Annotated in this window: 11 protein-coding genes; 5 read left to right on the top strand and 6 right to left on the bottom strand. The window is 47.7% G+C overall.

From position 1 onward, the window contains the following. Window positions 1–432: 432 nt before the first annotated feature. From gyrA to dnaA, 6 genes are all read right to left on the bottom strand, one after another. Window positions 433–3,000 carry a DNA gyrase subunit A gene (gene gyrA, locus GIW82_RS09180; protein ID WP_154749524.1) on the bottom strand — a complete coding sequence of 856 codons (2,568 nt, stop codon included), beginning with the start codon at window positions 2,998–3,000 and terminating at the stop codon, window positions 433–435. 29 nt (window positions 3,001–3,029) lie between these two features. Continuing rightward, on the bottom strand, window positions 3,030–4,958 hold the full coding sequence (gene gyrB, locus GIW82_RS09175) for a DNA topoisomerase (ATP-hydrolyzing) subunit B (RefSeq protein ID WP_154749523.1): 1,929 nt from the start codon (window positions 4,956–4,958) through the stop codon (window positions 3,030–3,032). A 55-nt stretch (window positions 4,959–5,013) separates the two neighbouring features. After that, a complete protein-coding gene (recF, locus tag GIW82_RS09170; protein ID WP_154749522.1) occupies window positions 5,014–6,129 on the bottom strand; it encodes a DNA replication/repair protein RecF in 1,116 nt (371 codons plus the stop codon). Beyond that, a complete protein-coding gene (gene yaaA / locus GIW82_RS09165; RefSeq protein ID WP_154749521.1) occupies window positions 6,119–6,361 on the bottom strand; it encodes a S4 domain-containing protein YaaA in 243 nt (80 codons plus the stop codon). Before yaaA ends, recF begins: the two co-directional genes overlap by 11 nt. Before the next feature lie 107 nt (window positions 6,362–6,468). Beyond that, window positions 6,469–7,605, bottom strand: coding sequence for a DNA polymerase III subunit beta (gene dnaN / locus GIW82_RS09160; RefSeq protein WP_154749520.1), 1,137 nt, complete (start codon window positions 7,603–7,605; stop codon window positions 6,469–6,471). Between the two features lie 173 nt (window positions 7,606–7,778). After that, window positions 7,779–9,125 (bottom strand): chromosomal replication initiator protein DnaA, encoded by a 1,347-nt coding sequence (dnaA, locus tag GIW82_RS09155; protein WP_154749519.1) that lies wholly within the window; start codon window positions 9,123–9,125, stop codon window positions 7,779–7,781. Between the two features lie 478 nt (window positions 9,126–9,603). On the opposite strand from dnaA, the gene rpmH reads away from it, so the two are divergent. The 5 genes from rpmH to mnmE all read left to right on the top strand — a co-directional run bounded on the left by rpmH (window position 9,604) and on the right by mnmE (window position 13,757). Further along, entirely contained in the window at window positions 9,604–9,741 is a 138-nt protein-coding gene (gene rpmH, locus GIW82_RS09150) for a 50S ribosomal protein L34 (RefSeq protein ID WP_146497930.1), read from the top strand. Between the two features lie 313 nt (window positions 9,742–10,054). Then, the gene (rnpA, locus tag GIW82_RS09145; RefSeq protein WP_154749518.1) at window positions 10,055–10,408 is read left to right on the top strand and encodes a ribonuclease P protein component; all 354 of its coding nucleotides are present in this window, start codon (window positions 10,055–10,057) and stop codon (window positions 10,406–10,408) included. Between the two features lie 51 nt (window positions 10,409–10,459). Then, window positions 10,460–11,245: a membrane protein insertase YidC gene (gene yidC, locus GIW82_RS09140; protein ID WP_154749517.1), complete on the top strand. Its 786-nt coding sequence runs from the start codon at window positions 10,460–10,462 to the stop codon at window positions 11,243–11,245. Next, window positions 11,242–12,039, top strand: coding sequence for an RNA-binding cell elongation regulator Jag/EloR (gene jag / locus GIW82_RS09135; protein ID WP_370456155.1), 798 nt, complete (start codon window positions 11,242–11,244; stop codon window positions 12,037–12,039). Before yidC ends, jag begins: the two co-directional genes overlap by 4 nt. A gap of 332 nt (window positions 12,040–12,371) precedes the next feature. Continuing rightward, the gene (gene mnmE, locus GIW82_RS09130; RefSeq protein WP_154749516.1) at window positions 12,372–13,757 is read left to right on the top strand and encodes a tRNA uridine-5-carboxymethylaminomethyl(34) synthesis GTPase MnmE; all 1,386 of its coding nucleotides are present in this window, start codon (window positions 12,372–12,374) and stop codon (window positions 13,755–13,757) included. The last annotated feature ends 22 nt before the right edge of the window (window positions 13,758–13,779 follow it).

Genomic DNA, 13,779 nt, shown 5'->3' with positions numbered 1-13,779 from the left:
GCCCGGAGGCTGATCAGTAACTATTTCATCAACGTTTTGCTGTTCAGTTTTCAAGGTTCATGTTGTTTCGTAAAGCGCCGTTTGTTTCAGCGGCAACTTCTCTATAGTATCAAGTTCCGAACCGGAAGTCAATAACTAATTTGAAATTCTTTTTCTTCGTGTTTCGAATGCGTTGAATGCCTCGAACACGACAAGGACTATCTTACCAAGGATTTTCTTATATTGCAATACCTTTTCGAAAATAAGTTGGTTTATCTCAACTTATTCGTTGTAAACCAACTTCCACAGTGTAATTCCAAACAGCGATACATAGCCCAAACCCTTATTACGCCTGACTCCTTGCGTGTTTCCGTCGATTTCTGAAAGATTCTCCCCAAAAGAAAAAATGCCCGGCAAAGTCGAGTAGGTCGACGATGCTAGGCAGTTCATCCTTTATTCTTCTGGATCGTCCCAATCTGCTTCCGGGCTTTCATCCGTTGCATCTGCTACGACTTCTTCCTCATCGTAGACGTCTGCTTCGGCACTTTCTTCTATAAGAGCATCTTCTGGATCTTCGTCTGGAAGATCATCGATATCTTTCTTCACTTTCGCAACAGTGGCGACCCGCTCCTCGTCTCCGAGACGGATCAGACGGACGCCTTGTGTGCTTCGGCCTGTCTTAGAGATGTCATTGACATCCATCCGGATCAGGATGCCGTTGACCGTGATCAACATGATATCTTCCGAACCGTTGACTGTACGCACAGCGACAAGCGGTCCGTTCTTCTCAGTGATTTGGGCTGTCTTGATCCCCATCCCGCCTCTTGACTGGACGCGGTACTCTTCTTCATCGGTCAATTTCCCGTAACCTTTTTCCGTGATGACAAGTACTTTGTCGCCCGGCTCCAATACTTCCATGCCGACCACTTCGTCACCGTCACGCAGACGGATGCCGCGTACCCCTGTTGCTCCACGGCTCATACTGCGGATATCTTCTTCAGGGAAACGGATCAACGCACCGTTGCGCGTCCCGATGACGATTTCTTTCTCGCCATCAGTCAGCTTCACGGAAATCAGCTCGTCGTCTTCACGCAAGCCGATTGCGATCAAGCCATTCTGACGGATGTTGGCATAGTTCGAGACCGGTGTCCGCTTACTGACCCCTCCGCGTGTTGTAAAGAAGAAGAATGCATCTTCTTTGAACTCGGATACCCGGATCATGGCAGTCACTTTCTCTTCTTTGCTGACCTCTAGAAGGTTGACAATAGGTAATCCTTTGGACGTCCTGCCGAATTCAGGGATTTGATATCCCTTCTTCCGGTACACTTTCCCGGTATTCGTAAAGAATAGGATCGTATCGTGTGTCGAACTATATAGTAGGTGTTCAACGAAGTCGTCTTCGTTTGTCCCCATTCCTTGTACGCCGCGACCACCGCGTTTTTGGCTGCGATAAGTATTGGCCGGCAAACGTTTGATGTAACCGTTATGCGTCAATGTCAGAACCGAATCTTCACGTGGAATCAGATCTTCGTCTTCGAACATCTCCGCTCCACCCGCAGTAATTTCTGTGCGGCGTGTATCACTGAAGCGTTCTTTGATTTCGAGGATCTCTTCACGGATGATCTGGATGATCAAGCTCTCGTCTGCCAAGATGGCTTCCAATTCCTTGATCAAGTTGACAAGGCCTTGGTACTCTTCTTCGATCTTATCGCGCTCAAGTCCTGTCAGGCGCTGAAGACGCATGTCCAGGATCGCTTGGGACTGGCGCTCACTTAGTGAGAAGTCCTTCATTAACCCGTTTCTTGCTTCTTCCGTCGTCTGGGAACCGCGGATCAATGCGATGATGGCATCGATATGATCCAGCGCAATGCGCAGGCCTTCGAGAATGTGCGCACGGTCTTGTGCTTTCGCAAGCTCGAACTGCGTGCGGCGTGTAATGACTTCTTTCTGGTGCTCCAAATAATGGAACAGCACTTCTTTCAAGCTGAGCACACGTGGGTGCCCGTCGACGAGCGCCAACATGTTGATCCCGAAGCTCGTCTGCATCGCTGTTTGTTTATAGAGGTTATTCAACAGTACGCTGGCACTTGCATCCCGGCGCACTTCAATGACGATCCGCATCCCGTTCCGGTCGGATTCGTCACGTAGGTCGGTAATCCCGTCGATCCGTTTGTCACGGACCAGCTCGGCGATCTTCTCGATCAACCGGGCTTTGTTGACTTGGAAAGGCAATTCGCGGACAAGGATCGTCTCGCGTCCGTTCGGCTTCGTCTCGATATCGACAACAGCACGGATCAGGATGGAGCCTTTCCCTGTTTCGTAAGCGCGGCGGATCCCGCTCCGGCCGAGAATGATTCCGCCAGTCGGGAAGTCCGGACCTGGAATGATGTCCATCAATTCCTCCGTGGTGATGGCAGGGTTATCTGCCAGCGCCAACACGCCATCGATCGTTTCGCCTAAATGGTGCGGTGGAATGTTCGTCGCCATTCCGACTGCGATCCCGGAAGTTCCGTTCACCAGTAAGTTTGGGAAGCGGCTCGGTAAAACAACCGGCTCTTTTTCTTGGCCGTCGTAGTTCTCTTTATAATCAATCGTGTTCTTATTCAGATCACGCAGTAATTCCATGGAGATCTTAGACATTTTGGATTCCGTGTAACGCATTGCCGCCGCTGAATCCCCATCGACTGATCCGAAGTTTCCGTGTCCATCGACGAGCATATAACGGTAGCTGAAATCCTGTGCCATCCGGACCATCGTTTCGTATACGGCGCTATCACCATGCGGGTGATACTTACCGATGACGTCACCGACGATACGGGCAGATTTCTTGTATGATTTATCCGCTGTGATGCCTAAATCGTACATCGCGTATAAAATACGGCGATGCACAGGTTTCAAGCCATCCCGGACATCGGGCAGTGCACGTGAAACAATGACGCTCATTGCGTAGTCCAAGAAAGACGTCCGCATTTCTGTACTGATATTTATTCCTTCAACTCCGCTGCCTGGCCGCTCAGCCATATGTGCAGCCTCCTCTCACCTTGTGATGCTTAAATATCCAAGTTTTTCACGTAACGTGCGTTTTCTTCGATGAAGTTCCGGCGTGGTTCCACGTCGTCCCCCATCAAGATATGGAATGTCTCATCCGCTTTGATTGCATCTTGCAATTCCACTTGTAACAACGTCCGGACGTCCGGGTTCATTGTTGTATCCCAAAGTTGCACGGCATTCATCTCACCAAGCCCTTTGTATCGCTGAATGTTCGGTTTTGGAGATGCTGGAAGCCGCTCCAGTGCTTCTTTCAATTGTGCATCCGTATAGACATACTCCACGTGTTTGGCTTGTTTGATCTGGAACAATGGCGGCTGTGCGATGTAGATGTAGCCTGCTTCGATCAATGGGCGCATGAAACGGAAGAAGAATGTCAGGAGCAATGTACGGATATGCGCTCCGTCTACATCGGCATCGGTCATGATGACGACTTTATGATAACGGGCTTTCTCGAGGTTGAATTCCTCTCCGATGCCCGTACCGAGTGCTGTGATGATATTACGGATCTCTGCATTCGTCAAAATGCGATCAAGACGTGCTTTTTCGACGTTCAGGATTTTCCCCCGGAGTGGCAGGATCGCTTGGAAGTGACGGTCACGTCCTGCTTTTGCAGAACCACCGGCAGAGTCTCCCTCTACGATGTATAGTTCACTGATTGCCGGATCGCGTGATGAACAATCCGCAAGCTTACCTGGCAAGCTTGAAACTTCTAGGACTGATTTACGGCGTGTAAATTCACGGGCTTTCTTCGCAGCCATACGGGCATGCGACGCCATGATTCCTTTGTCCACAATTTTTCTCGATACAGTAGGATTCTCCATTAGGAAACGCTCAAACCCTGACGCAAATACATTGTTGACGATGGTGCTGACTTCCGTATTCCCGAGCTTCGTTTTCGTTTGCCCTTCGAATTGAGGATCCGGATGCTTAACAGAAATAATTGCTGTCAACCCTTCACGTACATCATCACCCGTCAAGTTCGGGTCTTGGTCTTTCAACATGTTGTTCTTGCGGGCATAATCGTTGATGACTCGCGTCAATGCTGTTTTGAAGCCGGATTCGTGCGTTCCGCCTTCATGTGTATTGATATTGTTCGCGAAAGAGAAAATATTCGCCGCGTAGCCAGCATTGTATTGCATTGCTACTTCGACTGTAATGCCGTCTTTTTCCGCTTCCACGAAAATTGCAGGCTCATGAAGCGGATCTTTCGACGTGTTCAAGTGCTCCACGTACGACTGGATTCCGCCTTCGAAATGATAGTTCTTCTCTTGCTCAATGCCTTCGCGCTCGTCACGAATGACGATTTTCAACCCACGGTTTAAATAAGCAAGCTCGCGCAGGCGGTGATCGAGCAAATCGTACTCATATACAGTCGTTTCCTTAAAAATCTCAGAGTCCGCCTTGAAACGGATTGTCGTGCCTGTCGTCTCGGCCTCGCCGATGACTCCAAGTTCCTGTGCGACCGCTCCACGTTCGAAACGGATCTGGTGTTTCTTGCCGTCCCGGTCGACAGTCACTTCCGTCACTTCGGACAATGCGTTCACGACCGAAGCCCCCACTCCGTGAAGACCGCCGGAAACTTTATAGCCGCCTCCGCCAAACTTACCACCAGCATGGAGAACCGTCATGATGACTTCAACAGCTGGACGTCCCATTTTCTCTTGAGTATCGACTGGAATACCACGTCCGTTATCTTCTACACGGATCCAGTTATCTTTTTCAATCGTGACAGCGATCTGGTCACAGTGACCTGCTAGCGCTTCATCGATACTATTATCTACGATTTCCCATACGAGATGGTGCAGCCCGCGTGGACCGGTCGAACCGATATACATCCCCGGACGTTTTCTTACGGCTTCAAGACCTTCGAGTACTTGAATTTCGCTTGCGCCATATGATTGTTCTGTATTCTTTTCTTCCATGGCCATGCCATTCACCTGCTCTTTCTTGCTTCGTTGGGCCCTGCCGAAAGACAGGACCGTTTCAATCTATCTTGACATTGCCGCCGATCACATCGAAAAGGCGGGCGTTGCGGATTGTATCGTGATGGATGCCGTCGACACTTGTGGTCGTAACGAAGGTCTGGACGGATCCTTGAATGGTGTTCAACAAATGGGACTGGCGATAATCATCCAGCTCGGAAAGGACGTCATCGAGCAACAGTACAGGTGGTTCCCCGACTTCTTGCTTGATCAGTTCGATTTCCGCCAGCTTCAAGGACAATGCGGTGGTTCGCTGCTGCCCTTGCGAGCCATAAGTTTGGACGTCATAGCCGTTGACGAGGAATTGAAGATTGTCGCGGTGTGGCCCGACTAATGTCGTGCCGCGCTCAATCTCCTTCTTTTTGACTTCTCCCAGCTTACTTTGTAAAAAAGACGCCATTTCTTCAGGCGTCCATTCCGGTTTCAGGCCGCTGACCGGCTGATAACGGATCTGAAGTTTTTCGAGTCCGCGGGAGATCCCGTGATGGATCGGTTCCGCCCATTGCTGCAGCAGCTCCATGAACTGGAATCGCTTCTGGATGATCTTCACTGCCGCTTCAATGAATTGTTCTGTATAAATATCAAATGTCACGTCATTGATCGATGATTTGCCGTAATTTTGCTTCAAGAGATGATTGCGCTGTTTCAGCAAATGCTGATACGTGACGAGATCGTGCAAATAGACTGGTGAAATCTGTCCGATTTCCATATCGATGAAACGACGGCGCAATTGCGGACTCCCTTTGACGAGATTTAAGTCTTCAGGTGCGAACATAACAACATTCAGCTGCCCGATATAATCGCTCAGCCGCTTTTGTTCCAAATGATTCGCTTTCGCTTTCTTGCCTTTTCTGGAAAGGAGGATTTCAAGCGGTAATTTGCCGTATTTCCGCTGGACATCAGCTTTAATTTTACCATAGTCCGCATCCCAGCGTATCAGTTCCTTGTCGTTGGAAGTGCGATGAGATTTGGCCATGGATAGTACATAGATGGATTCCATGATGTTCGTCTTTCCTTGCGCATTTTCTCCGATGAAGACGTTGATTTCGGGAGAGAATGACAGTTCAAGTGATTCGTAGTTCCGATAATTCTCCAGCGTCAGCCGGTCAATCCTCATCTGAATGGCTACCTCTCGCATCCACCATCAGAAATTCTTCGTCGATCGCTGGGATCGTCACTTTGTCGTCAGCACGTAATTTCCGTCCGCGTCGATCATCCAACTCTCCGTTGACATATACTTCATGCTCGCTCAAAAACCATTTCGCCATGCCGCCTGAATTAATGACATCTGTAATTTTCAATAATTGACCCAATGTAATAAATTCTTTATCAATCCCGATTTCTCTCAAAATGGCCTCATCCTTCGATTTGTATTCTATCCCTCTATTTTACCCTAATTAAGTATAAAAGTAAAAAGAGCCGCCTTTATGGCAGCTCTCATGGGTGTTAATTATTTTTAATAGGTCCGGACAGGCAAAATCAGCTGTAAAACGGAATCATCCAGCGCTGATTTCAAGACGAATGGACGCATCGCTCCGGTAAATTCGATGACGACGTCTTGTCCATCGATTGCTTTAAGGGCATCCATCATGAATTTTGCACTGAACGAGATTTTCAGTTCTTCGCCATCGATTTTCTCTGCTGGCAATTGCTCTTCTACTTTCCCGACTTCCGGTGAATTGGAAGATACTTCGATTTCGCCGTTGCCGATCGTTGAGAAACGGACAACGTTGTTGCGCTCTTCACGTGCAAGTAAGGAAGCACGGTCGATTGCTTGTAGAAGTGAACGGCCGTTAACCGTCACTTGCGTTTTATGTTCAGATGGGATCAGTCTCGATGTATCTGGATAGCTGCCTTCCAAAAGTCTTGAGAAGAATAGGATATGTTTCGATTTGAATAGGACTTGTTGGCTTGTCATGACGATTTCGACAGGATCTTTCGTGTCTGCCAAGATTTTGTTCAATTCATTCAAGCTCTTCCCTGGAATGACGACGCTGTATTCGTCTTTTGGCAATGATTCCAGTTTTGTTTTGCGGCGTGCAAGACGATGGCTGTCTGTTGCGACACACACAAGTTCATCTTCTTTGATTTCCCAGTGTACTCCTGTAAGGACTGGGCGTGTCTCTGAGCTTGAAACTGCAAAAACTGTTTCCCTGTTGATTGTTTTCAATAGATCTGCGGGAATGCTGAACATATGATCATCTTTTACATCCGGCAATTGCGGATATTCGATCGCATCGAGTCCGATCAAGTGGAATTCGGACTTTCCTGAACGGATATGTGTCTGGAAGTTCCCTGTCACTTCGATTTCAACATCATTTGTAGGAAGTTTACGGACGATCTCGCCAAAGAACTTCGCTGGCAGGACAATGCTGCCTCCTTCTGAAATGTTGATGACTTGTTTGCCGTCTTCTTCAGCTGGAATGAATGTTTGGATCGTGATGTCTGAATCGCTTCCAGTCAAACGCACGCCTTCTCCTGTTACATCGATTTTAATTCCTGTCAAAATCGGCAATGTCGTTTTTGAACTGACAGCTTTCATTACATCGTTCAATCCTTCTACTAATCGCTCACGAATTATTTCAAATTTCATTTTCATACCTCGCTTAATATATATATTTTATTTAAGTCTTTTTAGTAATAATAGTAATAGGGGCTGTGGATTTGTGGATAAGTGCCATTTTAACGCGGAGAAGCAGTTTATTCACATGTAGATAAGTTGTGTATAAACTGCTCCTTAAATTATATGGTTATCCACAGCCCTGTTTATGAACGGCCGAGTGCTGTTTTGATTTCTTTCACATCATGCTGGAGCTGTTGGTTGTCTTTCAGCATTTTGGAAATCTTCTCGTGTGCATGTATGACGGTTGTATGGTCACGCCCACCGAATTCCTCACCGATTTTCGGGAGGGAGAAATCCGTCATTTCCCGTGACAAATACATCGCGACTTGACGCGGATAGGCAATATCCTTCGTCCGCCGCTTCGTTTTGAAGTCTTCGAGTTTCACATTGAACTGCTCTCCGACTGCATTTTGGATATCAAGGATCGTAATCACTTTCGGTTTGGAGTTTGGCATGATGTCTTTCAGCGCTTCTGCTGCAAGATCCGCACTCATATCCCGGTTGATCAAAGAGGAATAAGCGACGACACGGATCAAAGCGCCTTCGAGTTCACGGATGTTCGAATCGATCGAATTGGCGATATAAGTCATGACATCGTTTGGAATATCGAGCCCGTCAGCTTTCGCTTTTTTGCGTAGGATGGCGATGCGCGTCTCCAGGTCTGGCGGTGTAATATCCGTGATCAATCCCCATTCAAAACGGGAACGGAGACGGTCTTCCAGCGTCGGGATCTCTTTTGGAGGCCGGTCACTGGAGATGATGATCTGTTTCGATTCTTCATGCAATGTATTGAATGTATGGAAGAATTCTTCTTGTGTTTGCTCTTTTCCAGCTAAAAACTGAATGTCATCGATTAAAAGAATGTCGACGCTGCGGTATTTATTGCGGAAATCGACAGTCTGGTTATCACGGATGGAGTTAATGAACTCGTTAGTGAATTTTTCAGACGACAAATAAACCACTTTCGCATTTGGATTATGTTCGAGGACGTAATGTCCGATGGCGTGCATCAAATGTGTTTTTCCAAGGCCGACGCCCCCGTAGATGAAAAGCGGATTGTACGCTTTTGCGGGAGCTTCTGCGACTGCCAGTGAAGCTGCGTGTGCAAAACGGTTGCCGGAACCGATCACGAATGTATCAAACGTGTATTTCGGGTTCAGCATTCCTGGCAGAAATTCCTGTTGGTCGGTCTCTCCCGGCTTAATGCGGGGAGCTGGCAATTGAAAATCGTCCATGTTCTGGTCTTTTGGCACAACAAATTTAATAAGCAGATCTTCACCAAGAAGATCTGAGATGATTCCCGTAATCAGTGGTACGTAATGGTTTTCGAGCCAATCACGCGCAAATGAATTCGGAGCGGAAATCGTGATCTGACCATCCTGATATGTGAGGAGCTTTGTTGATTTCAGCCAAGTTTCAAAACTAGGTTTGGAGATTTTCGTTTCAGCTTGGGCTAACACACTTGACCATAGTTCGTCTAAGTGTTCCAATAGCGTTTCTCCTTTAATGAAAAATACTTTTTTAATTATATCATACACAAAACCACAGGCTGTGGATAATTCCTGCAAACAGCCCGGTGGATAACTGTCCACAGCTTATTCACAAAATGTGGATAAGTTTTTGGGGTGATAATCTATTCACAAGTGAAAACAATTTCATGTTACCAAAAATGAGAAGATGTTTCAAGGACTTGTTTCACTTATCCACATCTCATTTTTTGTGCACAATGATTCTATCCACAGGGGGTTTCTATGTGTAGAAGCTGTAGATAAGGGGTGTGGATATTTTTTTTGACCAAGAAATGAAGGAGCAGTTATTCCCTCCTGTTTTTTCGTGATTGTGGATAAGCCGGGGAGTGGAAAAAAGAGAGTTCTAGAAACAGACGTTGACATTTGGAGAGCTCACGCCTTATAATAGTCAAGACTGTCTTATCGAAGTAGTTAACTCTCATTCAGGAGGTGTCATAGAATGTCATTGCGTACTTACCAACCAAATAAGCGTAAACACAGCAAAGTACACGGCTTCAGAGCACGTATGAGCACAAAGAACGGCCGCCGAGTATTGGCAGCGCGTCGTCGTAAAGGAAGAAAAGTATTATCAGCTTAAGTCCACTGACCGCATCAGTGGTCTTTTTTTTTGAGAAAAGCGGAAGCTGCCGTTCAGACCCGACAAGCGCTGGAGACTTTGCGAATGATGGCGCTTCTTAGCCATCGATCGTAAAGTCGAAGTGTCTCGAGGGTCTGGCAGCTGGAGTCTGGACAATGAGAAAAGCGGAAACGCCCGTCAAGCTCTGAAAGGCATAAGCCGGATCAGCGCAGCGGCAAAGGCTGCGAAGCTGAGCTGGCTTATGACCCGAAGAGCTGGGCGCTGGAGTCTGGACAATGAGAAAAGCGGAAGCGCCATCTAAGCAGGTGAAAAAATGAATAAGCACCAACGGATCAAGAAGAATATTGAATTTCAGCATGTTTTTAAAAAAGGAAAATCATTCGCAAACCGTCAGTTCATCGTCTACGTCCGGAAAAGCGACCAACCGGAATTTCGTCTCGGCTTGTCCGTTTCGAAGAAAGTCGGCAACGCTGTCACGCGGAATCGGATAAAACGATTCATCCGCCAGACGTTCCTGGAATTGAAAGACGATTTACTCCCGAATGCGGACTATGTAATTATCGCCAGGAAACCGGCGGCCGATTTAGATTTTCATGAAAGCAAGAAAAGTTTGATGCACGTGCTGAAAATTGCGCGCGCATTGCCGAAAAATGTAGAAAATAAATGAACACGAATGGTATGATTACTACAATTGAATGAGAAGTTTGGGGGAAAAGGTTTGAAGAAGCGTTTATTATTGTTCGCTTTGCTGATTGCGGCAACCGGATTTTTGGCCGGGTGTATGGAATTCGACCAGCCCATCAGCAGTGATAGCGAAGGATTCTGGAATGAATTCATTGTCTGGCCACTAGTCTCGGTAATCACTTATTTCAAAGGCCTTCTTGGCACATACGGCCTCGGGATCATCGCAGTGACAATCATCATCCGTCTGGCGATCCTTCCATTAATGATCAAACAAACGCGCAGCTCGAAACGGATGCAACAAATCCAGCCGCAGCTTGCAGCACTAAAAGAGAAGTACAAGTCGAAAGACGCGGTCACACAGCAAAAGTACCAGCAGGAAATGATGGGCATCCTTCAAAAAGAAGGCGTCAATCCGATGGCAGGCTGTCTGCCGGTCGTCATCCAGATGCCGATCCTCATCGGTTTCTACCATGCGATCAGCCGGATGAACAACACACCGGATATCGACCTTGGCTCGTTCCTTATTTTCACATTGGCGGAGCCGAGCATCATCCTAGCGTTCATCGCAGGGGGTATGCAGCTACTAGTCCTTATGACCGGACCGGCAATGGACAATCCTCAGATGAAGATGATGATGTATTTCATGCCATTCATGATCATCGGTTTCGGGATCATCCTTCCATCGGCACTGACATTGTACTGGGTCATCGGGAACATCATCTCCCTCATCCAAAACATGTTCATCTACCGCCCATGGGAGAAGAAGAAAGAACTGGAACAACAGCCTGTTAAAACGAAAGCAGGAGGGGCTAAAAAGTGAGGCACATTACGCAAACGGGGGCAACGGTTGAAGAAGCGGTCGAGTTTGCTTTGATTGAGCTTCAAGCGACACGCGACCAAGTAACGATCGAAGTGATTCAAGAAGAGAAAAAAGGATTTCTCGGATTCGGTGCCAAAGCAGCTCAAGTAAAAGTTACTTTGAAGGAGACGTCCGAAAAGGCGGAACCGGAACTAGCACAGCAGGAAACCATCATTGAAGAAACTCCGGAAGCGGATGTACCGGCTTTTACTGAAGAATTAGCACCAGCAGAACCAAAGGCACCAGAACAGCCACAAGTAATCGAGGAAAAAGAGGGAGAAGCGAAAGCCGCATCCCTCCAGACGGCCATCGAAGAAACGAAAGCGTATATTCAAACGATTGCTTCCGAAATGGGCGTCACCGACTTGACGATTACGCACGAGGTGGTCGGGAAGCAAGCAAATTTCCATTTGGAAAGTGAAAAAGTCGCCCTGTTGATCGGGAAACGCGGCAATACACTCAATTCGCTGCAACAATTAGCACAGCTTGTGGCAAACAAGCATGCGCGCCAATTCCTGATTGTTCAATTGGATGCAGAAAACTACCGGGAACGGCGTCAGGAAACGTTGGAACAACTGGCGGACCGGATGGCTGACAAAGCGATCCGCACAGGCGGACGAGTCCAGTTCGAGCCGATGCCTTCCTATGAGCGGAAAGTCATTCACCAATTCTTATCGCAGCGGATGGACATCGATACGTATTCGGAAGGAAACGATCCGAACCGTTATCTTGTCATCGAACCGCTTCACGACTGAAAAGCCAAGGCGGCTCTTCTTGCTCCGACAGTAAGCTTACGACCCGAGGAGCAAGCCGCTGGAGTCTAAAACAAGACAAGTGGAGGGAATTCATTTTCCTTCCGCTTTTTTGTGTCTATTTTTGCTGGCACTTTTTTAGTTTTTACAATAGGAATCAAGCGTTCTTCCTTTAGCTTTGGGCACGATTATGCTATTGTATTAACTTAGATAGGTATGTTAATTTTTGAGAGGTTGTCCACATGTGGACAACTTTTTTAAAGGAAAGATGGTCGAAACCTGCAGGAAATGTTCCGCAGCTTTCTCCATTTTGACGATAAGAGGAGGAAACACTCATGGAGTTCGATACAATTGCGGCGATTTCTACGCCGAGCGGCGAGGGCGCCATTGCAATTGTGCGGATCAGCGGACCGGAAGCGATTCCGATTGCAGACCGTCTGTTCCGGGCGGCTGGAGCCAAGCGATTGGCGAAACAGCCGACCCATACAATTCATTATGGCCATTTAGAAGATATAGCGACCGGTGAAGTAGCGGAAGAAGTGATGGTGTCTTTAATGAAGGCACCGAAAACATTCACGCGAGAAGACGTCATTGAGATCAACTGCCACGGAGGCATCGTTTCCGTCAATCGTGTGCTCCAATTGGTTCTCCTGGCAGGCGCAAGGCTGGCAGAACCAGGCGAATTCACGAAACGCGCCTTTTTGAATGGCCGCATCGACCTGTCCCAGGCGGAAGCCGTGATGGATCTGATCCGTGCCAAAACAGACCGTGCGATGGATGTTGCACTCAACCAGATGGAAGGAAAGTTATCGAAGCTTATCAGCGGACTCCGCCAAGCATTGCTTGAAGCGATCGCCCAGATGGAAGTGAACATCGATTATCCGGAGTACGACGACGTGGAAGAAATGACCCGGCCGTTGATGCTCGAGAAAGCGGAATGGGTGCAGCAGGAAATTGAAGCACTGCTTCAGACTTCCTCACAAGGGAAAATCTTGCGTGAAGGGCTATCGACCGTCATTATCGGACGTCCGAACGTTGGGAAGTCTTCCTTATTGAATAGCCTTGTGCAGGAAAATAAAGCGATTGTCACGGAAATTGCGGGGACGACCCGTGATATAATAGAAGAATATGTCAATGTCCGCGGCGTGCCGCTCCGGCTTGTCGATACGGCAGGGATCCGGGAAACGGAAGACATCGTGGAGCGGATCGGTGTCGAGCGTTCACGTAAAGTATTGAAAGAAGCGGATCTAATCTTGTTCGTCTTGAACTACGCAGAGCAGCTATCCGACGAAGATCGCCAACTATTCGAAGTCGTCAAAGACATGGATTTCATTTGTGTCATCAATAAGACCGACTTGGAGCAGCGCATCGACCTGGAAGAAGTGCAGCAACTTGCAGGGGACCACCGAGTACTGACGACTTCACTTGTTGAGGAACGAGGCATCGATGCCCTTGAAAGTGCAATCGCTGATCTGTTCTTTGCCGGACAAGTCACACAAAATGATCTGACCTATGTATCCAATGCCCGCCACATCGCGCTGTTGCACCAAGCACACGCAACGATTACAGAAGCGATCGGCGCCGCTGAAGCGGACATGCCAGTTGATATGATTCAAATAGATGTTACACGAACATGGGAAATACTCGGTGAAATTATCGGTGACACAGCCGATGATGGATTGCTGAACCAATTATTTTCTCAGTTTTGTCTCGGGAAATAAAACAGTGAAGGGAATGAACGAA

The organism is Planomicrobium sp. YIM 101495, assembly GCF_009707665.1.
Taxonomy (GTDB): Bacteria; Bacillota; Bacilli; order Bacillales_A; family Planococcaceae; genus Planococcus.
Note: the sequence above shows the minus strand (reverse complement) of the source record. Positions and strands in the feature narration are given on the sequence as shown.